The organism is Streptosporangium sp. OZ121 (assembly GCF_051918885.1).
In the GTDB taxonomy this organism is placed as follows: Bacteria; Actinomycetota; Actinomycetes; order Streptosporangiales; family Streptosporangiaceae; genus Streptosporangium.
In genome coordinates this window covers 27,441-48,604 of record NZ_JBPXMC010000007.1, presented here as the reverse complement: position 1 = coordinate 48,604, position 21,164 = coordinate 27,441, and the positions used below count along the sequence as shown (strand labels likewise).

19 protein-coding genes are annotated in these 21,164 nt (G+C 70.2%); 9 read left to right on the top strand and 10 right to left on the bottom strand.

The window, feature by feature from the left end:
* Positions 1-59: 59 nt before the first annotated feature.
* Positions 60-1,937: a glycosyltransferase family 4 protein gene (locus ACTOQ1_RS15490; RefSeq protein ID WP_440067699.1), complete on the bottom strand. Its 1,878-nt coding sequence runs from the start codon at positions 1,935-1,937 to the stop codon at positions 60-62.
* 437 nt (positions 1,938-2,374) lie between these two features.
* Here ACTOQ1_RS15490 and wecB point away from each other — a divergent pair, with 437 nt between their 5' ends.
* From wecB to ACTOQ1_RS15465, 5 genes are all read left to right on the top strand, one after another.
* Positions 2,375-3,544, top strand: coding sequence for a non-hydrolyzing UDP-N-acetylglucosamine 2-epimerase (wecB, locus tag ACTOQ1_RS15485; protein WP_440067697.1), 1,170 nt, complete (start codon positions 2,375-2,377; stop codon positions 3,542-3,544).
* 63 nt (positions 3,545-3,607) lie between these two features.
* Positions 3,608-5,665 (top strand): glycosyltransferase family protein, encoded by a 2,058-nt coding sequence (locus ACTOQ1_RS15480; RefSeq protein ID WP_440067695.1) that lies wholly within the window; start codon positions 3,608-3,610, stop codon positions 5,663-5,665.
* A gap of 539 nt (positions 5,666-6,204) precedes the next feature.
* Positions 6,205-6,399: a PP2C family protein-serine/threonine phosphatase gene (locus tag ACTOQ1_RS15475; protein WP_440067693.1), complete on the top strand. Its 195-nt coding sequence runs from the start codon at positions 6,205-6,207 to the stop codon at positions 6,397-6,399.
* Positions 6,400-6,556: 157 nt separating this feature from the next.
* A complete protein-coding gene (locus tag ACTOQ1_RS15470) occupies positions 6,557-7,027 on the top strand; it encodes a hypothetical protein (protein ID WP_440067691.1) in 471 nt (156 codons plus the stop codon).
* Positions 7,024-7,380 (top strand): hypothetical protein, encoded by a 357-nt coding sequence (locus tag ACTOQ1_RS15465; RefSeq protein ID WP_440067689.1) that lies wholly within the window; start codon positions 7,024-7,026, stop codon positions 7,378-7,380. The genes ACTOQ1_RS15470 and ACTOQ1_RS15465 overlap by 4 nt, the downstream gene beginning before the upstream one ends.
* Before the next feature lie 154 nt (positions 7,381-7,534).
* On the opposite strand, the gene ACTOQ1_RS15460 is transcribed toward ACTOQ1_RS15465, so the two are convergent.
* On the bottom strand, positions 7,535-9,523 hold the full coding sequence (locus ACTOQ1_RS15460) for an alpha/beta hydrolase (protein WP_440067687.1): 1,989 nt from the start codon (positions 9,521-9,523) through the stop codon (positions 7,535-7,537).
* A gap of 434 nt (positions 9,524-9,957) precedes the next feature.
* On the opposite strand from ACTOQ1_RS15460, the gene ACTOQ1_RS15455 reads away from it, so the two are divergent.
* From ACTOQ1_RS15455 to ACTOQ1_RS15445, 3 genes are all read left to right on the top strand, one after another.
* Positions 9,958-10,470: an RNA polymerase sigma factor gene (locus ACTOQ1_RS15455; protein ID WP_440068136.1), complete on the top strand. Its 513-nt coding sequence runs from the start codon at positions 9,958-9,960 to the stop codon at positions 10,468-10,470.
* A complete protein-coding gene (locus ACTOQ1_RS15450) occupies positions 10,470-11,357 on the top strand; it encodes a hypothetical protein (RefSeq protein WP_440067685.1) in 888 nt (295 codons plus the stop codon). Before ACTOQ1_RS15455 ends, ACTOQ1_RS15450 begins: the two co-directional genes overlap by 1 nt.
* 78 nt (positions 11,358-11,435) lie before the next feature.
* A complete protein-coding gene (locus ACTOQ1_RS15445; protein ID WP_440067683.1) occupies positions 11,436-11,567 on the top strand; it encodes a hypothetical protein in 132 nt (43 codons plus the stop codon).
* Positions 11,568-11,588: 21 nt separating this feature from the next.
* Here the strand turns inward: ACTOQ1_RS15445 and ACTOQ1_RS15440 are convergent, their stop codons facing one another.
* The 6 genes from ACTOQ1_RS15440 to ACTOQ1_RS15415 all read right to left on the bottom strand — a co-directional run bounded on the left by ACTOQ1_RS15440 (position 11,589) and on the right by ACTOQ1_RS15415 (position 16,429).
* Positions 11,589-12,179: a dihydrofolate reductase family protein gene (locus ACTOQ1_RS15440; protein WP_440067681.1), complete on the bottom strand. Its 591-nt coding sequence runs from the start codon at positions 12,177-12,179 to the stop codon at positions 11,589-11,591.
* Positions 12,180-12,255: 76 nt separating this feature from the next.
* Complete coding sequence (locus ACTOQ1_RS15435) at positions 12,256-12,990, bottom strand: SRPBCC family protein (RefSeq protein WP_440067680.1); 735 nt, start codon at positions 12,988-12,990, stop codon at positions 12,256-12,258.
* On the bottom strand, positions 12,987-13,574 hold the full coding sequence (locus tag ACTOQ1_RS15430; RefSeq protein WP_440067678.1) for an ArsR/SmtB family transcription factor: 588 nt from the start codon (positions 13,572-13,574) through the stop codon (positions 12,987-12,989). Before ACTOQ1_RS15430 ends, ACTOQ1_RS15435 begins: the two co-directional genes overlap by 4 nt.
* Positions 13,575-13,986: 412 nt before the next feature.
* On the bottom strand, positions 13,987-14,259 hold the full coding sequence (locus ACTOQ1_RS15425; protein WP_329088698.1) for a GlsB/YeaQ/YmgE family stress response membrane protein: 273 nt from the start codon (positions 14,257-14,259) through the stop codon (positions 13,987-13,989).
* A gap of 261 nt (positions 14,260-14,520) precedes the next feature.
* Positions 14,521-16,101 (bottom strand): SPFH domain-containing protein, encoded by a 1,581-nt coding sequence (locus ACTOQ1_RS15420; RefSeq protein WP_440067675.1) that lies wholly within the window; start codon positions 16,099-16,101, stop codon positions 14,521-14,523.
* Between the two features lie 127 nt (positions 16,102-16,228).
* The gene (locus ACTOQ1_RS15415) at positions 16,229-16,429 is read right to left on the bottom strand and encodes a hypothetical protein (RefSeq protein ID WP_362689711.1); all 201 of its coding nucleotides are present in this window, start codon (positions 16,427-16,429) and stop codon (positions 16,229-16,231) included.
* 499 nt (positions 16,430-16,928) lie between these two features.
* On the opposite strand from ACTOQ1_RS15415, the gene ACTOQ1_RS15410 reads away from it, so the two are divergent.
* Positions 16,929-18,950 (top strand): NAD(P)-binding protein, encoded by a 2,022-nt coding sequence (locus tag ACTOQ1_RS15410; RefSeq protein WP_440067673.1) that lies wholly within the window; start codon positions 16,929-16,931, stop codon positions 18,948-18,950.
* 135 nt (positions 18,951-19,085) lie between these two features.
* On the opposite strand, the gene ACTOQ1_RS15405 is transcribed toward ACTOQ1_RS15410, so the two are convergent.
* Positions 19,086-20,114: an acyltransferase family protein gene (locus ACTOQ1_RS15405; RefSeq protein WP_440067671.1), complete on the bottom strand. Its 1,029-nt coding sequence runs from the start codon at positions 20,112-20,114 to the stop codon at positions 19,086-19,088.
* A gap of 194 nt (positions 20,115-20,308) precedes the next feature.
* Positions 20,309-21,115, bottom strand: coding sequence for an SDR family NAD(P)-dependent oxidoreductase (locus ACTOQ1_RS15400; protein ID WP_440067669.1), 807 nt, complete (start codon positions 21,113-21,115; stop codon positions 20,309-20,311).
* Positions 21,116-21,164: the final 49 nt, after the last annotated feature.

Genomic DNA, 21,164 nt, shown 5'->3' with positions numbered 1-21,164 from the left:
GCCTAATGCGATTGAACGCATCGCAAACGGCTGGTCTCTCTGTTACCAACACGAGACCATCAACCAGCAATCGATCGGTAAATATCACGGTAAGTCTCCGCGATGCGGCTCCACGTACGCTTCGCCGCCACCTCGGCCCGTCCGGCCTCACCCATCTCGGCCCTCCGCTCCGGATCGTCACGCAGCCCGGCGATCGCCTTGGCCAGTGCCTCGGGGTCTCCCGGGGGCACCAGAAGCCCGGCCCCTTCGGAGCCCACGAGCTCGGAGAGGGCGGGCAGGTCGCTCAGCACGACCGGCTTGCCGAGAGCCATCGCCTCGACGGGTTTCAATGGCGTAACGAGTCGGCAGACGCGCAGGTCCTCACGCGGGCAGACGAAGATGTCGATCGCCGCCTGCGCCTGCAGGGCCTCGTCGGGGCCGACCCGTCCCGGCAGGATCGCGATGTCGCCCAGTCCCAGCTCCTCGACCTGTTCGAGCAGCGCCGCCCGCTCCACGCCGTCGCCGACGAGCAGCACCCTGACCGGCGCGCCCTCGTCCCGCAGGAGCGCGGCCGCGTTGATCATGGTGGCGAAGCCCTCGTAGGCCACGATGCTCGACACCGAGCCCATCACGATCTCGCCGGGCTCGATGCCGTACGCGGCGCGGAACGCCGCGCCGTCGTACTCGGCGCTGAGCAGCGAGTCGTCCACCGCGTTCGGCGCGAGATAGATCTTCTCCCTCGGCACCCCGCGCTCGACGATCTCGGTGGCCATGGTCTCCGCGAGGGTGACCACGGCGTCGGCGGAGCGCATGATGAACGCCTCGCGGTCGCGCTGGAGCACGTGCCGCTGGCTGCCGATGCGCTTGGGGTCGCGGGAGGCCCAGGTCTCCTCCAGGAAGCCCCGCACCTCGTAGACCATCGGCGTGCCGGTGCGCTCGCGCACGGCCAGCGCCACCGATCCGTTGCGGTGGTCGGTCGCGGCGTGCAGCACCTGCGGTCGCAGGGTCCTGACCAGCTCGGTCACCTCTCCGGCGCCGCGGATCATCCGCCCGTGGCTCTCGAAGGGCACCTCGCCACTCGGGATCAGCCGATGGTAGGGGATGCCGTCGATCTCCTCGTACGGCGTCGCGTCGGCGTGCCCCTGCATCATCGGCCAGCCCCAGCTGGTCACGACGTGCGGGTCGAGCCCGGCGGCCTTCTGCGAGGTGACGATGCGGTGGGTGCGGACGGTGTATCCGGCCTGCGTGTACGGCAGCGCGTTGGTCACGCAGTGCAGCACCCGGCCCTGGAACCGCTCGCCCACGATCACCTTCGCCTTGGGCGGGATCGGGTTCGGCTGGATCGCGGCCAGCTCACCGACGTAGTAGGCGTACCGGCGCTTGATGAAGGGATAGCGCGTGTGGGCCTGCAGCACCGCGGCGGCCTCGCTCATCCGGCCGGAGTCGAAGTGCTCCTTCGCCTCGCTCCACGGGCCCTTCACCAGGCGCATGCCGAGCTTGCGTACGACGATCTTGGCGCGCCGCGCGACGGGCCAGGCGAACCGGCCCACGACGGGGCGGACACTCGGCGGGAGCGTCTCGGCCGCCGCCTGCGCCACGCGTACCGGGTCGGACTTCACCTTGGTCGCCACGACCCGGGAGACGATGACCGGGTGCTGGACGAAGCCCTTGATCAGCCCGCGCAGTCCCGCTCTGGCCGACTTCGCCGACACCGGGGCCGCCGGAGGCGTGGACGACGCCGGGAGCGACGCGGGGACCTTCTCCTCGTCCTCGTCCGAGGGCCTCGCCGTGACCGCGGGCATGTCGGAGACCGGGACCGTGTCCGGGCTTCCGGCCGTGTCCGGACTTCCGGCCTGGTCCGCGGCGGGAACCGGGTCCGCGGCGGGAGCCGGGGTCGTGTCCGCGGCCGGGGGCGTCTCCGCGCTCGGCGGTGGCGGCGGCTCCGTGGGCGTGTCCACGGCGGGCTCCTCCACGACCGGAGTCGTCTCCAGGACGGAGGGTGCCTCCGGCTCGGAAAGTGCCTCCGACGCAGTGGGTGTCTCCGGTTCGGAGGGTGCCTCCGACGCAGCGGGTGTCTCCGGCTCGGAAGGTGTCTTCGGCGCCGCAGGTGTCTCGGACGGCTCCGGGCTCGGAGGCGTCACCGGTTCCGCGGACGCGGAAGGCCCGGCGGGCGGAGGGGTCACCGGAGCGGAGGGCTCGGCGGCGGGGGTCTCAACGGCCGGAGGCGTCACCGAGGGGGATGGTGTCGCCGGCACCGAGGATGTCGCCGGACCCGGGGGCTTCGCCGGAACCTTCGCTGGAACCGAGGGGGAGTCTGGCCTGTTGGCATCGGATACCACGCCGTGACCGTACCATAGGCAACGTTTGCCCCACTGCCGCATGAAAGGCGAGGTCAATGAGGGACTTTGCCCGTCCGGGCGCTGCTCAGGGCCCCGATAATCCCCTCGTCCTGCACGTGCTCGGCGCGCGTCCCAACTTCGTGAAGGCCGCGCCCGTGGTGCGCGCGCTCACCGAACTCGGGGTGCGACAGGGCATCGTCCACACCGGTCAGCACTACGACGCGCTCATGTCGGACGTGTTCTTCGCCGACCTCGGTCTCCCCGAGCCGATCGCCAACCTCGGCGTCGGTTCCGGCTCGCACGCCCGCCAGACGGCGGCGCTGCTGGTCGGCCTGGAGGACGTGGTGCTCGAGCACCGTCCCACGCTGGTCGTCGTCTACGGCGACGTGAACTCGACGCTGGCCGCGATCCTCGTCTGCGCCAAGCTCCACGTGCCGACCGCGCACGTGGAGGCGGGCCTGCGTTCCTTCGACCGGGAGATGCCCGAGGAGGTGAACCGGGTCGTCACCGACGGCCTGTCCGACATCCTCTTCGCCACCTCGCCGGACGCGCTCTCCCACCTGGCCGCCGAGGGCGTCGACCCGGCCCGGGTGCACCTCGTCGGCAACCCGATGATCGACAGCCTGTTCTCCGCGCTCGACCACCTCGACCCCGTCCCGGTCCGCTCCCGGCTCGGCGTTCCCGAGCGGTACGCGGTGGCCACCCTGCACCGTCCCGGCAACGTCGACGACCCGGCCTCCGCCAAGGAGCTGGTCGACGCCGTGCTGTCGGTGAGCGAGCGCCTCCCGGTCGTGGTGCCGCTGCACCCGCGCGGCCGGACCCGCCTGGCGGAGGCCGGACTGGTGAGCGGGGAGAACCTCCGCATCGTCGACCCGCTGGGCTACGTGGACTTCCTGTCACTGGTGCGGGGCGCGACGCTGGTCGTCACCGACTCCGGCGGCGTGCAGGAGGAGACCACCATGCTGGGCGTCCCCTGCCTCACGGTGCGGCCCAACACCGAGCGGCCGATCACCATCACGCACGGCACCAACCGGCTCGTCACCCCCGCGCAGCTGCCCGCCGCGGCCGATCGAGCGCTGGCGGACGGCGCGGCGACGCCGTCGGGCGAGCTGCCCCCGCTCTGGGACGGCAAGGCCGGTCCCCGGATCGCCCGGGTGATCGAGAGCTGGCTGCGCGGCGGCAACCTCTCACCGGCCGGACAATCGGTATCGCCCAAATCCCTTTAAAACGACTATTTCGGTACGGCTATGGTCGTACGCTGGCACGACCCCTGACAAAGGCGATTCCCCATGAGCGATGAGACCCCAGAAGAGCCGAAGTTCCAGCGTCTCGGGCCGATCAACTGGCTGCCCGAGGAGCGCAAGGTCGTCGAGCGCCTCGAGGAACGCGTCCAGGACCTGGAGCGGCGGCTCGCCATCGCCGAGGCGCGGGCCGACTACGCGCAGTGGAAGCTGGAGTCGACCAAGGTGCAGCGCCCCTACCGGGTGGCCGAGGCGCTGACGGCGGCCAAGGGGCCGGGGGTCACCGCGCTGCCCGGCAAGCTGCGCTCCGCGATGCAGGCCCGCAAGGGCCCCAAGCCGCCCCGCCCGGTGGCCGAGGTGGTCGAGGAGCTCAAGAACCAGGGGCCCGTGGTCGACGTGCCGCAGGTCAAGTGGCCCGCCGGTCCGATCGTCCGCCCCGACATGAAGGTCGCGGTCATCCTGGACGACTTCTCCCGGATGGCGTTCAAGTACGAGTGGGACCAGATCGAGTTCGGGCTCCGCGACTGGCCGGAGATCTTCGCCGAGCGCCGGCCGGAGCTGTTGTTCGTGGAGTCGGCCTGGCACGGCAACCAGGGCCGCTGGCGCTACCAGATGACCGGCACGAAGGCCCCCAAGCCCGAGCTGCTCGCCCTGATCGACTGGTGCCGCGCCGAGGGGATCCCCACGGTCTTCTGGAACAAGGAGGACCCGCCGAACTTCGACTTCTTCATCGACACGGCCAAGCTGTTCGACTACGTCTTCACCTGCGACGGCGACATGGTCCCCCGCTACCGCGAGGTGCTGGGCCACGACCGGGTCGACGTCCTGCAGTTCGCCGCGCAGCCCCGGGTGCACAACCCCATCCAGGACAAGCGCGGGCGCGTGAACGACGTGGTCTTCGCGGGCATGTACTTTCGGGACAAGCACCCCGAGCGCCGCGAGCAGATGGAAACCGTCATCGCCCCGATCCGCGAGCTCGGGCTGCACATCTTCGCCCGCAACGGCACCGTGGACCCGAAGTACGCCTGGCCGAAGGAGTACGTCCCGCACATCGTGGGCGAGCTGCCGTACGACCAGATGCTGGCCGCGTACAAGATGTACAAGGTCTTCCTCAACGTGAACTCGGTGCTCGACTCGCCGACCATGTGCGCCCGCCGCGTCTTCGAGCTGTCGGCCTGCTCGACGTCGATCGTCTCCGGCTGGTCCCGGGCCATCGAGGAGACCTTCGGGTCGCTGATCCCGATCGCCCGCGACGAGCTTGAGTCGTACAACCAGGTCCTGCACCTGATCAACAGCCCCGAGCTGCGCGCCCGCCAGGGGCACCTGGCCATGCGCGAGGTCTTCGACAAGCACCTGTTCTCGCACCGCGTGGACCAGATCCTGGGGATCCTCGGCAAGCCGGTGCAGCAGCGGACCCGGTCGATCTCGGTGGTGCTGCCCACCAACCGCGCCTCCCAGATCGAGCACGCGATCTCCTCGGTGGCCCGGCAGATCCACCGGCCCGTCCAGCTCGTCATGGTCCTGCACGGCCTCGACATCGACCCCGTCGTCGTCGCCGACAAGGCCCGGATGGCCGGGATCACCGACGTGGTGGTCCTGCCCGCCGACGAGTCGCTGTCGCTGGGCGCCTGCCTCAACATGGGCATCGCCGCCGCCGAGGGCGAGCTGATCGCCAAGATGGACGACGACAACCTGTACGGCGAGCACTACCTGTCGGACCTGGCCCGCGCCTTCGACTACTCCGACGCCGAGCTCGTCGGCAAGGGCGCGCACTACGCCTACTTCGAGGGCAGCAACACCACGATGCTGCGCCTGCCGGGCCTGGAGCACCGGTACGCCTTCCTGGTGCAGGGCGGCACCTTCCTCGGCAAGGCCGACATGTTCCGGCACTACGGGTTCGAGGACGTCACGCGCGGCGAGGACACCCGGCTGGTCCGCCGCCTCAAGGAGGACCGCGTCAAGATCTACTCGGCCGACCGGTTCAACTTCGTCTACTGGCGCAGCGGCGACACGTCCATGCACACGTGGCAGGCCGACGACATCAAGCTCACCCGCAACGCCCAGTTCTCCTTCGCCGGGCACCCGGAAGCGCACGTCATGATCTGATGTTGTGGAGCGGTTCCCGAAGGTCTTTGATGGGGCGGTTCCCGGAAGCGGGGGCTCTTTCCCGGGGTATCGATACGACGGGTCTCGTCCGGCTGCTCTGCCCGGTGTTCGTCGGCTGCTTGGCCGGTAGGGCGTGTTGGGGTGCGTTCGCGCTCCGGTGGGTGGGTGCTCCGGGCGGCCGTCGTCGGTGGCGGCTCCGGTGCGTCAGGCCTCCGGCCTGGCGGGCGCGCTGGTCACGGATTTTTATAAGCCGCCCGGAACACCCACCCACCTCCGCACACGACTCGTCTCGCCGTACGCCGTGCGGACCGTAGTCGCTTTCTCGCGGGCCGCCCAGTGTGCGCTGGGATGCTGAAGCAATCCGTACGGGGCCGTTCGGGGTTGTTCGCCGTAGCTGAAGCGCCGGTGCGGAAAGGAGCGCAGGGGGCGCTCGCCGGGGGGCTTGTGGGGTTCTGCCGGGGAGTACGTCGCCTGCTGGCAGGTGGAACCAGACGGCGGTGCCCGCCTCGGTGTCGTGATGGACGCCCCACCCGGCCACCATGGCTTCCACTGACCGGCTACTGCTGTGCTCGGGCGGGCTGAGCTCGGCCGTTCCCGGTGAGCTCATCCAAGACACCCTGCGCTCGTCGAACGATCCGGAGGAAGTGGCCGATCGCCTCATCACACTGGCCACCGACCACGGCGGTCCCGACAACATCACCGTGATCGTCATTGACGTACGGAACACTCGCTGACCGCTCAGGTCCCCTTGCTGATGCTTGCCCTCCAGTTCCCACGGGACAGAGGGATCGTCTCATTCGGGTCGATGTGGCCTGTTTGACGGCAGGCGATCACGTGCCGCTCCTCCCTGGTTCACCAACTTCAGAATGTGTTCTGACTTACGATGGCAGGGTGAGCACCAGCAACGCCGACGCCGTCACCTTCTCGGACCTGTCGAGAAACCCCCGAGCCGTCGCCGAACGCGCCGCGCGCCTCGGCCGAGTACGCGTCACCCACCGCGATGCCCCGGACTTCTACCTGACCGCCGCCGACCGTGAGGATCAGCGCGGGGAGACGCTGGCCACGGCGTCTCGCCTGTTCCTCGCTCTCATCAAGCACGATCCGACCGCCCGCGCGCTGGTCATCGCCATGCCCGAGGTCTTCCCCTGGGTCCGCCACCTCACCTCCGCCGAACTGCGTGCCTTCACCCTCGAACTGGTCGAAGCGCTCTCCGACGCAGCGGAACTGGATGTCGACGTCACCACACAGGAGGTCATCGCAGGCTGGCGGGCGACCGCTCGGATCAAGGCCGATCCCGCCCGCTACGCCCAGGCTCGTAAGGCCACGCGCGGCGACTTCGGGCCGGTGGAGGTTTCGGCGTGAGCCCGAAGCGCGGTGACCGGGTCACGGTCCCGCCTCCGGATGACGAGTGGGATATCCGGTTCGGTACCAGTGACGCGGTCAAGGGATGGGAGGAGTTGTGCCGCCACGCCCTGGGCAACACACGCCGATGTTTCGAGGCACTACGTGCCGATCCACGCTCACGGACGGATCATGAGCGTCAACATCACCTACGCGGCGACCTCGCGACTCATCGTCACAACGGTCAGGATCTGGAGCAGTGGGAGTTCGAGGTCACCAGCGGCGGGCGCGTCCGCTATGTCATCGATGACGCCACTCACACTGTCTGGGTCGTCTACGCCTCACCTCGTCACCCGAAAGACACCGACGTCTGAACCCGAGGGCGACACTCGTCCAGGATCCACGCCGGGTCGGCCGTGCCCGGAGCGGTCTGGCAGTACCTGCGGAACCGGGAGCTTCCGTAGAACGATCGGTCGGCCTTCGGCGAATGGAACAGGGCGAGGGCCGTCCGTGGTGGGAGGTCGTGGATCAGCTCTCCGACAGTGTGGCGGCGCGGTCGCCGATGATGTCGAGGGTGAGGAGGGCGAGGTTGGCGGCGAGGGCGGCGCCGATGATCATGGTCGTCGCGCCGGTGAGGCCGTCGGCGGCGGAGAACCCCAGCCAGGCTCCGGCGAGTGCCGAGGCCGGTGCGGCGGCCAGGCCCCGGCGCCGGTGCCGAGAGGTCCGGTCGCGGCGGGTCCAGGCGCAGTAGGCGCCGTAGCCGATGGCGAGACCGACGGGCGGTACGGTGACGAGCGGGTCGCCGAGGTAGGTCGACGGCCACAGGATCGACACGGTCAGCATGGCCAGGGACCAGCCGCCGAGACCGAGGATCACCGGGGTCAGGACGCGCAGCCAGACGCCGGTTCTGGGCCCGAAGCCACCGCGGCGGCGTACTCGGCGGGTCATCCCGGCGAGCAGGACGGCGGCGGCCAGCGTGAGGCCGGTCAGGACGCCTGCGAGGATCTTGGCGATGTTCGGCATGCTGAACGTGCCGACCCGGAAGTCGACCTTGTGGGTGGTGTATCCGGAGGTGTCGACCTGGCCGTGGTCGAAGAAGGCGGTCAGCAGCCGCCGGTTGGCCTCGGGCTGGTAGCGCCAGAAGTCGGTGGTGTGCCCGAGTTCGGCCAGGATCACCTGATGGCCGTTGGGCAGTGCGGGCAGCAGTTCCCTGGTGGCCGGTTCGGCGGGCGTGGTGAAGTCGACGGTGCCGCTGATCAGGAGCGTTTCGACGTCGGTCGGGCGCGTCTGCTGGTATCCGCGGGTATCGGGGCCGGACGGCCACGCCTTGGTGAGGCCACCGCCGGCCCACAGCAGATCCGCGCCGGCGTTGCCGAGGATCGAGCCCGGGTCGCCCCCTCTGGCGTAGTAGCGGTCGACCGGCGCAGCGTCGATCATGGTGGTCGCGGCGGACTCTCCCCAGACGAAGGACGTCGGGATGGTCAGGTCGGCGAGAAGGGAGATGGCCCAGAGCCCGCTGGGATCGCCGTCGGCGGCGGCCAGCCAGGCGTCGAGCATCGCGGGCGCGTTGAGCGGTGCGGCGAATCGTGTGGAGTTGACCAGTCCGATCAGCGTCGCGGCTCGGACGTTGCCGCTTTTGACGGCCAGGGGTCCCCACCGGTCGGGCAGGTGCGCGGCGGTCGCCTTCATGGAGGCGGCGAGGTCTTCGGTGCGTGCGGCGCACGCGTGGTCCTGGGCGCACAGCCGGGCGTATCGGGCGAGTTGGTCGTCCGTGGTGGCGGGGTCCCAGAGGAAGCGACCGGGCGGGTTCACGCCGGTCATCACCGACCGGTGGATGGACCGCGGATGGCGCCAGGCGTAGATCATGGCGGTGCGGGTTCCGACGCTCTGGCTGATCAGGTTGATCCGCCGGTAGCCCAGTGCCCTGCGGACGGTCTCCAAATCCTCCACGCGCTGGGGTAGCGAGTAGCCGTCGAGGTCGGTGCCGTCCTCGGTCAGGCGTCCGGCGCAGTCGGCGTAGGCCTGGGAGGTGCGGCGCGTTGTTTCGGGTCCGGCGAGGTCGGCGGAGTACCGCATCGCCGTGGTCACCTCAGGACAGTCGAGGACGACGGAACCGTCGATGCCGCGGTAACCGACCAGGACGATGTCGTGCCGCTCGGAGAGGCGGGCGGCTTCCTTGAAGGTCATGTTCGTCTGGCCGGGCCCGCCCCCGAGACGGAAGATCGGCTCGGCCGGGTCGGGGCCGGTGGCCCGGATGCGGTTCACGGGCAGCGTGATCGGCCGGGAGCCGGGAACGTCGTGGTTCTCGGGGACGGTCAGGGTGCCGCAGTCCGCCGGTAGGGCTCCGGCTTCGGTCTCGTACGTGCAGGGGTTCAGGGTCAGTGTGCCGACCTTGGCCGCAGGGGACGCCGCCGGTGTCGTCGTATCCCGTGCGCCCAGGTAGCCGAGAGCAAGGGTGATGAGGGTCATGGCCGCCAGGGCGATGATTCTGGCGGGGGTCAATCCCGAGGTGTCCATGCTGACGTCTCCTGTGTGTCAGGAGCGAGTCTGGTGCGAATGGGCCGGCGGTTCGCTGACGCCTGCCGGTGTATCGGAAGTAAGGGCAGCCCTACCCCGAGCAGACCGTTACCGGCGCTCCGGCCGTGCGTCCGAGTCGGAGTGGATGACGGAGTTCGTCACGAGCTCGCTCCTACCTGCTGCGCGATGCCGGTTTTACCGCCGATGGGACAGATGGATTGTTCCGTTCGGGTCGATGTGGCCTGCTTGACGGCAGGCGATCGCGTGCCGTCTCCGGCGTCGGCCGTGCCTCTCTCGGGCGAGCGGCGATGTTTTCTCGAATCTCGGATTTCCGCTGTAACGACGCCGCGTATCCGGACATCTCCTCTGATGCAGACCCCCGGGGGAAGGACATCCGTGTGGCCCCGCCCGACTCGAAGCAGCGTTTTGAGGAGATGTACATGGCCAACTACCAAGCCGTGATGGGCTACGTACGGCGCCGGACCGATTCGCCCGACGACGCCGCCGACGCGATCGCCGAGACGTTCGCGACCGCCTGGCGCAGGGTCGGCGAGATCCCTCCGGCGGACGAGGCCAGGCTGTGGTTGTACGGCGTGGCGCGGCGGGTGCTGGCGAACCAGCGCCGAGGGGAGAAGCGGCAGGGCGCGCTCGCCGTACGGCTGCGCGCGGAGCTGACCGTGCTGGCCGAGTCGGCGCTGGAGCGGGACCCGGACGCGGTCCGCGCGGCGTTCGGACGGCTGTCACCCGACGACCGTGAGGTGTTGTCACTCGCGGGCTGGGAGGGGTTGGGCGCGACGGAGATCGCGGTCGTGCTCGGCTGCTCCCGGCCCTCCGCGCGGGTGCGGCTGCACCGGGCGCGCAAACGCCTGGCCAAGGAGCTCGCCTCAGCCGGTCTCGACCTGGCCCGATACGGCTCGCGCGCCACGAAACTGATGGAGGCGAAGTGATGAGGCACCGGATCGACCGCATGGTCGCCGACATCGACCCCGGCCCCGGCCCGGGTCTGACCGCCGGGGCGCTGGAACTGCTCGACGAGCTGACGGCCACCCCCTGTGAGCCCGCCACCGTCACCCGGCGGTCCTCCTGGGGGCCGCTCCGCCCGCGCACGGCCGCCCTGCTGGTCACCGGGTCCGCCGTCGCCGTCACGATGGCCGGTGGGCTGCTGCCGGGCGGCCTGGGCGTGACCCCCAGCCAGGCCGACGCGTTGGACATCAAACGGCAGGGGGCCTTCTACGTCATCACCGTCAAAAACCTGTTCGCCGACCCGAAGCTGTACGAGACCCAGCTCCGCGAGCGCGGCCTCGACATCCGGCTGCGGGTCAAACCGGTGCCTCCGGCCGTCGAGGGCGGCATCTTCACCTGGGACACCAGGATGGACGGCCGGAGCACGGAGGAGATCGAGCGCAGCGAGGAGTACGTCTCCGCGATCCGGAAGCCGGGAGCCTGCGCCGTCCAGTGGCAGTGCCCGATCGGGCTGAAGGTCCCCGTCGACTTCACCGGGTCGGCGACCGTGACGCTCGGGCGCAAGGCCAACCAGGGTGAGCGGTACACCGTACTGCGCCCGCTCCAGGGGGTCGGCGAGCCCCTGCACTGCGTGCCCTTCCTCGGCAGGTCCGTGGATCTCGTGCGCGGGCTGTTGCGGGAACGCGGGGTGACCGTGGGCACGTACTTCGACGGCAAGGGCTCCCGCTCCTCGGTGCCCGGCACCTGGTACGTGCAGGAGGGCCACATGAGCGAGCCCGGCAAGGCCACCCTGTTCGTCACGCCCACGCTCGAGCGGCCCGAGGTGCCCGGCCCGAGCATGGCCGGCGACCCCTGCCCGCGACCTTCCTGACCCCTCGGGTGGAGCGGCGCGTTGCCGACCTCGTGAACAGGGGCGTCGAGGAGGCCTCGCGATCGCCTCTCTCCGAAGATGTCCGGATTCGCAAGGATCCGCGCCCGCTGGGTGGCGTTCCTGGGCGGTTGGACGGTGGTGGCGGACTTCGTCCATGAAACCGGAGAGCGTCACGGCGGCGGGGGCGTGGCTGTCCCGGTCACCTTCTGATCTCCGGGACGTCCTGGAGATTCAGCCGGCCGTCCGGTAGACGCACACGTTCACGCCCGCGGCACTGGTGACCGTGGAGACCAGTTCGAGCGTGCGCAGGCCACCGTCGTCAGGGAAGATCGATTTTCCGCCGCCGAGCATCACCGGCATGACCGTGAGCCGGAGCTCGTCGGCCAGGCCCTCGCTCAGGAGGGTGCGGGCGAGGGTGGGGCTTCCCATGACCACCAGGTCGCCGCCGTCGGTCTCGCGCAGCTTCCGGATGTGGGCGACGGCCTCGTCACCGGGGATGCGGGTGGTGTTGTTCCACGTGAGCTCGTCGTCGCCCAGCGTCCGGGACACGACGTACTTGGGGATGGCGTTCATCCGGTCGGCGAACGGGTCACCGGCCCGCTCGGGCCACGCCGAGGCCATGGTCTGCCACGTGCGGCGCCCGAACAGCAACGCCTCGGCCCCGCTCATCGCGTCGTCGAAGGCACCGCCGACCACTTCCGGGTCGAAGAACGGGGCCGACCAGCCGCCGTGGGCGAAGCCGCCGTCGGTGTCCTCCTGGGGTCCGCCCGGAGCCTGCACGACGCCGTCCAGGCTCATGAACTCGATGATCACGATACGCATGGGATTCGCTCCTTGAGGGGGTGTGTCGGGGAGGGGTGGCACCACTGCTTCGGGCGAGCCGGCCGGGGACAACCGGTCAGCCGAGGTTCGCGGCCATCCAGGTGTCCCACGCGGTCTGCTCGTCGCGGCCCGCGAAGTTCTGGTGGCCGAGGACGAGGGCGTCGCCGCGGGCGTCGCCGGAGTAGATGAACCGGTACAGGCCCTCGTCCGTCCGGACGCCCAGGTTGACGGGCAGGTTCGCGTAGTAGACGATCCCGGCGGAGCCGTCGGGGAGCCGGACGTCGTCGCCCTCGCCGACGTCCGGCGTGACGCCGAGCGACTCCGTGACGATCTTCCAGACGGTGTCCGGGCCGCCCGCTCCGGGCCGGAAGGCCGCCGTGAGCGACGACGGGGTGCGGCCGGTGAAGTGGGTGAGGTACTGCCGGAGGGTCTCCAGGTAGATGGGCCAGCCGGCCTTCATGGCCTCGAACTCGGTCTCCCAGTCGTCACCGAGCATGCCGTGCTGCACGAGCCGCAGCACGGTCGTGCCGCCGCCGCGCCCCTCGACGAGATACTCCATCGCCATGAACCGGCCGTTGGGAGCCTCCGCGCCGCGGGTCGCCAGGCGGGTGCCGGGCTCGTAGGCGGTGATCGTGGCCTGCTGGGTGTGGCCCATCATCGTGAGGTGGGCCGGGCCGCCGGCGGACGTGCCGAGCTCGGTGCGCCCCATGAACCAGGAGTCGACGCCCGGCCCGGTCGCGATCGCGTCCCAGACCTGCTCGGGGGTGGCGGCGAGCTCGATCTCCTGGGTCAGCTCGAACGGGTGCGTCATCGGGTTTCCTTCACGCTCGGGTGAACGGCGACGACGATCCGGTGGTCGCGGCCCTTCTCGGCGGACTCGTCGTGGTACTTGGACACCAGGGCCGTGACCGCTCCGGCGAGCTCCTGGGCGAACGCGGCCCGGTCGGCGGCCGAGGCGAAGCGCACCTCGCCGTCGATCGCGAAGGTCGCGACGCGCTTGCGCGCCTTGGCGGCGCCGGTGATGAGCGCCCCGACGTCGCGGACCAGCCGGGCCGCGACGGCCAGCAGCCAGCTCGCCGACAACTGGTCGGGGGAACGTGCCGGGTCGGGCTCGACCGACGCCAGCGCGGTCGGGGAGATCACGTAGGAGGCCGCGGTCGCGCGCATGATGCGCTCGTTGACGTTGCCCTTGCGCCGCTCCTCGATCATCTCGACGAGCCCGTGCGCCTCAAGCGTCTTCAGGTGGTAGTTGACCTTCTGGCGGGGCAGGCCGACCTTGGCGGCCAGCATGGTCGCGGAGCCGGGCTCGCTCAGCTCGGCCAGCAGCCGGGCCCGGATGGGGTCCAGCGAAACCTCGGCCGCGGCCGGGTCCTCGATCACGGCGATCTCCTGCATGACCACAGACTACGACCGACAAATTATGTTGTCAAGGAATTCTTATTTGCCGGTATCCCGAGCCTGGCCGGCCGCCGGCCGGGATCGTGCGGGCGCCACGAGCACCTGGGGATGATGTCCTGAAATTTTAGGAACCAGCGAGTTCGAGCGGACAGTACATGTGTGTGGAAACGACTATGCGTGCCCTGACCGCGACGAGCCGGTGAACCCGACCGGCCGGACGGGTCACGCCGCCCGGCGACGCGTCGCCCGCCGGAGCCCGGGGCGGTGTCACGTGTCCGGGCGGTACGGAGAACGACGACGGCCCCGTCCCGGAAAGATCCGGGACGGGGCCGTCGCAGGCGCCCAGGGTGGTGGTCTCCGGATTTCCTCGGGTTCTCCCCCTCGGAAACCGGCCGCCCCGGGTCACGGGCTAGCGGACGCCTCGCCTGCCGTACAGGCTCACCGCCAGGATGACGCCGACTGCTGCCAGGGCGATCTGAATGATCAGCTCGATCCAGTCGATACCGGATGTGGCGGAGACCCCCAGGGCTCCGGCGATCGCGGTGCCGATGAGTGCGGCGACGATACCGATCACGATGGTCAGCCAGATCGGGATGCCCTGCTTGCCGGGCACGACGAGCCGACCCAGGGCACCGATGATGGCGCCGATAACAATGGCGGTAATGATGCCGGTGACTGTCATGTTCCACGCTCCCTGTCTGCTCAGCTGCCAGGCGTATGCCCTGGAAAAAAGGAACAACACATAACGGGGTGCCCCGAATTAGTGGCCACCGGTCACGAGTCCGTCGCGCGGAGGTCTCACGCCGGCCCTGACCCGTGACCGTACACGGGGGAAACCCGGTCTCACCTGCCCCGGAAGCCCCACCGCCCTCATCCGCCCTCCGGGAGACCCGACGGAGAAATCCGCCGGAGAAATCGGGAGGAGGGGGACGAGGACAGAGGGTCAGGGGGCGAGGGCGGCGGGTTTCTCAGGGGGTGTGGCCCCTTTTTCCGAGCGTGTGGCTCCACCGGTCCCACCGGTCCCACCGGGTCCATCGGGAGCGGCGGTGCCCGAGGTGGCCGCGCCGGAGGCGGGGGTGCCGGGGGTGACGTTGACGGGGGCGGCGGTGTTCAGGAGGGAGCGGGCGAGTCCGAGGCCGGCGCCGCCGAGGGTGAGGGCCTTGGCGAGCATCTCCTCGACGCCCTGGGCGCCGTTGAGGACGACCATGTGGTCGACGTTGCCGAAGGCCTTCGCGCCCGCCTCGACGATCTGGGGCCACTTCTCGGCGAGCTGCTGGGCGATGACCGCCTCCTGGTTCTCGGCGAGGGCCTCGGCACGGGCCCGGATCGCGTCGGCGGCGGCCAGGCCCTTCGCCCTGGCGGCGTCGGCCTCCGCGAGCCCCTGCGCCTTGGAGGCGTCGGCGGCGGCCAGGCCGCGGGCCCTGGCGGCCTCCGCCTCGCCGAAGCCGGTGACCTTCGTCGCCTCGGCGGTGGCGATACCGCGCAGCCGCACGGACTCCGCCTCGGCCGCGGCGGCCTGTTTGACCTGCGACGCCTGCGCGGCGGCGCGGAGCTCGGTCTCGCGCGCCTCGGCCTCGGCCTGGGCGATGCGGGCGTCGCGCTCGGCCCGGGAGACCGTCACGGTCTCGTACGCCCTGGCGTCCGCGGGTTTGCGGACCTGGGCCTGGAGCCGCTGCTCGGCCAGCGCGGCCTCGAGCTCGGCCGCGCGGGTCTCCTGGACGACGACCTCCTGCCGGGCGGACGCCTCGGAGAGCGGCCCCGCCTGGCGGGACCTGGCCTGGGCCTCGTCGATCTCGGCCTGGTAGACGGCCTGCTTGATCTGCGAGTCGCGCCACGCCGCGGCCTTGTTCGCGGCGGCGATCTGCTCGGCCTGGGTGGCCTCCTGGTCGCGCTGGGCCTCGGCGATGCGGGCCGCGGCGGCGATGCTGGCGGCGTGCGGCTTGCCGAGGTTGGTGATGTAGCCCGTCCCGTCCTCGATCTCCTGGATCTGCAGGGAGTCGACGATCAGACCGAGCCTGATCATCTCGTCGGCGGCCGAGGCGCGGGTCTCGCCCGTCAGCCGCTCGCGGTTGAGGATGAGGTCCTCGACGGTGAGGTTGCCGATGATCGAGCGCAGGTGACCGGTGAACAGTTCGTGGATGGCGCCGTTCATCGAGTCCTGCTGGTCCAGGAAGCGCCGGGCGGAGTTGGCGATCGAGTGCAGGTCGTCGCCGACCTTGTAGATCACGACGCCCCGTACGACCACCGGGATGCCCTGCTGGGTGACGCAGGAGACCTGGAGGTTGGCGGCGCGGCTGTCCAGGCGCAGGCGGCGCGCGGTCTGGAAACCGGGGAGCACGGAGGTGCCCTTGCCGGTGACGATCCTGAACCCGAGGCTGTCGGCGTCCGTGGAGTTACCCCGGGCGCCGAGACCGGAGATGATCAGCGCCTCGTTGGGCTCCGCCACCCGCCAGACGGTCTTGAACAACAGGATCATGACGAGAAGGGCGACAAGGGCTACGCCCCCTATGACGAGGTACTCCATGGGCGTCTCGGCCTCCGCGGTGTGGGGGAGAGCAGGGGAGAGTGAGGGAGAGCGGGTTCGAGGGAACGGGGGGTCGGAGGGCTCGGGGAGCCGGGGTTAAAGGAGCCGGGGCGGGTCGCGAAAGAGGTCAGGGAAGCGCGCGGGCGACGTAGATCGTGCGCGGCGGGAAGAACTCGACGACCACGACGATCGAGGACGGGGCGATCTCCTCGTCCGGGACCGTCGGATGGGCGTAGAACGCCTCGACGCCCCCGCGGACCGCCACCATCACCTCCCCGACCAGGCCGGGGCCGATCCTTCCGGTGACTCTTCCCTGCTTACCGATCACGCGATACTCCCCGTGGCATCCGTCAAAAGGGAAAAGCGAATGCGGACGCCACCCCCGGCATGCCACGCCTCACCGCCCGGCGACAGGAGGCGCCGGATCCATCGCGAATCCCCTGGTTGGATTTTATACGGATAACGAGCCGACTGACCATAACGTTCTGGATTATCCGGTAATCCGGATGACACGCCTCCCCGCCCCGCGGAATCCCCGGTGAGCGACATCGGAAGGGCGCGGAGCAGCGAGAACGTGGCGAGATCGGCCCGAAGGTGGCGTGGGACGCGTACCGGGCCACTCGCGGCGCGGACCGCTTTTCCCGGATCGGATAAGCCCAGGCGACACCGAAGCCGCATCACCCCCTCATCTCCTTTAATTCCCAGCCACCATGACATGACTCACATGTAGGAGATGTCACGACAGCGCGTTAATGGCCCGGGTAAAAACTTCCCGAAAACGCAGCGAGGCAGCCCCGCCGATCCATTCACATCGTGATGATCGCCCCATGACCGATCCTCACGAGATCAATCCCCGTAAGGCCCTGGAACTCGGCATGGACCGTCCCATCTCCCGTCGAGACTTCTTCGATGGGGTGATCGCGGCCACCGGGATCGCGGCGGTGTGCTCGCTGACCGGGGTCGGCGGTGGGGACGACGCCCCTCCCGCACCCCCGGAGAATCTGGAGCTTTCACCTGACATGTCCTATCCGCCGTCCCTCACGGGACTGCGCGGCGACACCGCGGAGGCGCTCAGCGTGCCCCACGCCCTTCGTGACCAGCGGTTCTGGCCGTACGCGGGCATGCCGGAGCCCACCGGCGAGCACTACGACCTGGTCGTGGTCGGCGCGGGGATCAGCGGCCTCAGCGCGGCCCACCGGTGGCTGGAGCGCGACCCCGCCGCGCGGATCCTGATCCTCGACAACCACGACGACATCGGCGGGCACGCCCTGCGCAACGAGTTCCGTCCGGCGGCCAGGAAGGGACCGCTGGTCGCGTACGGCGGCTCGCGGTCGATGGAGCACCCGTCGGCGTGGACCCCCGAGGGCAGGGACCTGCTCGCCAAGCTGGGCATCCACCCCGAGAGGCTCGGGGAACCCGCGGGCCGGGGACTGTACGCGAGCCTGGGGATGCACGACAGCGTCTTCTGCGACCGGGAGGCCTTCCCCGCCGGGAACGCGGAGAAGCTCGTCGTGCTCACGCCCGGCGAGGGCCACGACCGGTGGATCGCCGAGCTGCCCGTCGCGGAGCGGGCCAAAAAGGACCTGCTCATGCTGTACGGCCATCCGCCCGACTGGTTCCCCGGCCTGTCCTCCGAGGAGAAACAGGAGCGGCTGGCCCGGCTGACCTACTCGGGCTTCCTCAGGGACGTCTGCGGGGTCCACCCGGACGTGCTGGCGTTCGTCAGGACCATGCCGAGCGACGAGTGGGCCTACGGCTCCGACGCCTTCGGCGCGATCGACGCCTGGGGCCGCGCCGACGAGCACCGGTACGCGGGGTTCCAGGGGCTCGGGCTCGACAGGTCCAAGCCGTCCAGGTACAACTCCCCGACCGTGATCAAGGAGTGGGACGCGGGCGAACCGCGCGCCTGCCGCTTCCCCGAGGGCAACCAGGCGATCGTCCGGATGATGGCCGCCCGGATGATCCCCGGCTTCGCCACGGCCGCCGGCGTGAACGACATCACCACCGCGGGCTTCGACTACGACGTGCTCGACCGGCCGGGCAACCGGGTCCGGGTGCGCCTGTCCAGCCCGGTGGTCTCGGCCGCCAACGACGGCCTCCCCGGCGCGGCCACCGGCGCCACGGTCGGTTACTTCGACGGCGAGCGGGTGCGGACCGTGCGGGCGGACGGTGTGATCCTGGCCTGCTGGAACTCGATGATTCCCTACCTGGTCGGCGACCTCCCGCCCGCGCAGCGGACGGCCCTGCGGCGGTCGGTCAAGGTGCCCCTGCTGTACGCGACGGTCCAGCTCCGCGACTGGCGGGCCTGGCGGGAGCTGGGGATCAGGCGCGCCCGGTTCACCGGCGCCCGCTGGTGCGTGGCCGAGCTCGACGACCCGGCCGACCTCGGCGGCTACCGGTGCCCGAGGAGGCCCGAGGAGCCGATCGCCGTGCACATGGTCAGCACCCCCGTCACCCCCGGCGTGTCCCCCGCGCACGGCTCGGTCGCCGGACGGTACGCCCTGATCGAGACGCCGTACGAGCACCTGGAGTACAGCATCCGCGACCAGCTCACCCGGCTGCTCGGCCAGGGGGGCTTCGACGCGGCCCGCGACATCGAGGCGATCACGGTCAACCGGTGGGGACACGGCTACGCGCCCGAGTACGCCACCCCGTGGGACCTCGACTTCTACCCCGACGGGCAGCCCCCGGCGGCCGTCGCCCGCAGGCCGCACGGCCGGATCGCGATCGCCAACTCCGACTCCGTTCCCGCCGCCCGCGCCGACGCGGCCGTCACCGCCGCCTACCGCGCGGTCGCGGAGCTCCAGGGCCGGCCGCCGCGCCCCTCCGGCGGACCGATCCGGATCTGACCGGTCCGGATCTGACCGGTCCCGGAGCCGGCCGCACCCCCTGGCGGACCGTTCCCGCTCCGGCCGCCACCCCCTGGCGGTCCGCTCGGCCCGGCGAGTCCGGCCGGCCCGGTTCTCCCGGCAGGCCCGGTTCTCTCAGCCTGGTTTTCTCAGCCTGGTGAAGGCCCAGCTCATGCCGGGCTCGACCGCCCAGCGGGTGACGCGCCGCACCGGCGCCGTGCACAGCAGGGCGGCGAGCCCGACCCCGAAGAGCGCCACGGCCGCCACCCCCGGCACGGTCTGGGACCAGTCGCCGTAGAACCGCTCGGCGACCTTCACCACCAGGCCGTGGAGAAGGTAGGCGTACATGGTCGCCATGCCGAGCCCGGAGTACCAGGTGCGCCTGGACGGGGTGATCGCCAGGAACGCGGCGACGAGCAGCGTCCCTGCGGCCAGCATGCCCAGGCGGATCAGGCTGCCGGTGAGGTCGTCCACCCCGATCACGTCGTTGGCGTGCCGCCAGCGGATCCACTCGGTCTTCACGGAGGTGTGCACGGCGAGCGCCAGGGCCGCGCCGGCGACCAGGGTGACCGCGCCCGCGACCCGGACCCACCGCCTCCTGAGCCACTCGAAGTGCTCGGGCCGCAGCATGAGCCCGAGCACGTAGAACGGGAGCAGGCCGAAGGTGCGGTTCATCGACAGCTCGTCGGGGAGCCTGCTCATCCCCGACAGCAGCGACAGACCGACCGCGACCACCAGCGGCCACCGCAGCTGCTGCCAGACCGGTGTGGACAGCCGCCACAGGAACAGCGACATCAGGAACCAGGTCAGGTAGTACGGGTCGAGGAGGCTGATGTCGAGCTTGCCGTACAGGAGGAGGCGGGGCAGCGAGTAGATCAGCTCGAAGATCACGTACGGGACGGCGAGGGTGCTGATCAGCTTGCGCGCCTTGCCGGACGAGAAGGTGAAATTTCGTGACAGGTAGCCGCTGAGCACGATGAACAGCGGCATGTGGAACGTGTACACGAAGAAGTAGGCGGCGTGCGCGACCGGGACGTCCCGCAGGTCCTCGACCAGGTGGCCCGACACGACCAGGGTGATCGCCAGGAACTTGGCGTTGTCGAAGAACGGGTCCCTGCCCGCGGCGGCCGGGAGGACGACCCGCAGCGGGGTTGTGACGCTCACAGCCCCGGACGGTAACCGGACCCGCCCAACATCGGGCGAACGGCCGGTGACACGCGGGGAAATCCCCGCCGCGAACCGTGGCGCCGGGCGCCCACGGACACCTGTGCGTCTCCGTGGGCACCCGGCGCCCGCACCGTCACCGCTCGTCTCCGTGGGTGTCCGGCGCCGGCGCCGTCACCGCGCCGCGTGGACGGTCACGCGACGGCGGCGGCGCTCGCGTCCCAGAGGGCGCGGGCCAGCGCGGGGTCTCTCATTCCCCGGGGAACGGCCGCGGGGGCGCTCTTGGCGAAGTAGCGGCCCGGATGGGCGGCGCCGTCCGGGTGGGTGGCGAGGTGGACCAGGGTGCTCGCGCCCTCCTCGACGGTCTGGCCCATGCCGGGAACGTTCTTCACCATCCACATCATGAACGTCGACGGGGCGAACTCGGTCTTGATGACGCCGGGGTGGAAGCAGGTCGCGGTCACTTCGGTGTCCTGGAGGCGCCGGGCCAGCTCCACCGTGAACAGGGCGTTCGCCTGCTTGGAGTCCCCGTACTGGAGCCAGCCGTTCCAGCGCCGCCGCTCGCGGTCGAGGTCGGACGGGTCCAGGCGCCCGGTCTTGCCCGCGCGGGAGGTGGTGGTGATCACCCGCCCCGCGACCCGTTCGAGCAGCAGGTTCGTCAGCAGGAAGGGGGCCAGGTGGTTGACCTGGATCATCGTCTCGTGGCCGTCGCGCGTGAGCGTTCGCTTGGTCGTCATGACGCCCGCGTTGTTGACGAGGATGTCGATCCGCTCGTAGCGGGACAGCAGTTCCGCCGCCAACCTTCGCACATCATCCAAAAGGGTGTAATCGCAGGTAAACGTATCCGGAAGTACTCCGGAGACCGCCTTCACCCTTTCCGCCACACGCGCCGTCTTGTCGGGATTACGGCCGACCAGAACTACCTTCTGCCCGCGTCTCGCGAGCTCCACCGAGGCGGCCTCGCCAATTCCGGCACTAGCCCCGGTAATCACACTAATCATCGGATCCTCCACTGCGCAAAAACCTTATTCGGTGCTAGTCTCCTGTGCG

What these genes read in the sequence shown, in the direction of transcription:
- wecB (WP_440067697.1), top strand. Translation starts at nt 2,375, where the DNA reads ATGAGGGACTTTGCCCGTCCGGGCGCTGCTCAGGGCCCCGATAATCCC.
- ACTOQ1_RS15480 (WP_440067695.1), top strand. Translation starts at nt 3,608, where the DNA reads ATGAGCGATGAGACCCCAGAAGAGCCGAAGTTCCAGCGTCTCGGGCCG.
- ACTOQ1_RS15475 (WP_440067693.1), top strand. Translation starts at nt 6,205, where the DNA reads ATGGCTTCCACTGACCGGCTACTGCTGTGCTCGGGCGGGCTGAGCTCG.
- ACTOQ1_RS15460 (WP_440067687.1), bottom strand. Translation starts at nt 9,523, where the DNA reads ATGGACACCTCGGGATTGACCCCCGCCAGAATCATCGCCCTGGCGGCC.
- ACTOQ1_RS15455 (WP_440068136.1), top strand. Translation starts at nt 9,958, where the DNA reads ATGTACATGGCCAACTACCAAGCCGTGATGGGCTACGTACGGCGCCGG.
- ACTOQ1_RS15450 (WP_440067685.1), top strand. Translation starts at nt 10,470, where the DNA reads ATGAGGCACCGGATCGACCGCATGGTCGCCGACATCGACCCCGGCCCC.
- ACTOQ1_RS15445 (WP_440067683.1), top strand. Translation starts at nt 11,436, where the DNA reads ATGTCCGGATTCGCAAGGATCCGCGCCCGCTGGGTGGCGTTCCTGGGC.
- ACTOQ1_RS15440 (WP_440067681.1), bottom strand. Translation starts at nt 12,179, where the DNA reads ATGCGTATCGTGATCATCGAGTTCATGAGCCTGGACGGCGTCGTGCAG.
- ACTOQ1_RS15435 (WP_440067680.1), bottom strand. Translation starts at nt 12,990, where the DNA reads ATGACGCACCCGTTCGAGCTGACCCAGGAGATCGAGCTCGCCGCCACC.
- ACTOQ1_RS15430 (WP_440067678.1), bottom strand. Translation starts at nt 13,574, where the DNA reads ATGCAGGAGATCGCCGTGATCGAGGACCCGGCCGCGGCCGAGGTTTCG.
- ACTOQ1_RS15425 (WP_329088698.1), bottom strand. Translation starts at nt 14,259, where the DNA reads ATGACAGTCACCGGCATCATTACCGCCATTGTTATCGGCGCCATCATC.
- ACTOQ1_RS15420 (WP_440067675.1), bottom strand. Translation starts at nt 16,101, where the DNA reads ATGGAGTACCTCGTCATAGGGGGCGTAGCCCTTGTCGCCCTTCTCGTC.
- ACTOQ1_RS15410 (WP_440067673.1), top strand. Translation starts at nt 16,929, where the DNA reads ATGACCGATCCTCACGAGATCAATCCCCGTAAGGCCCTGGAACTCGGC.
- ACTOQ1_RS15400 (WP_440067669.1), bottom strand. Translation starts at nt 21,115, where the DNA reads ATGATTAGTGTGATTACCGGGGCTAGTGCCGGAATTGGCGAGGCCGCC.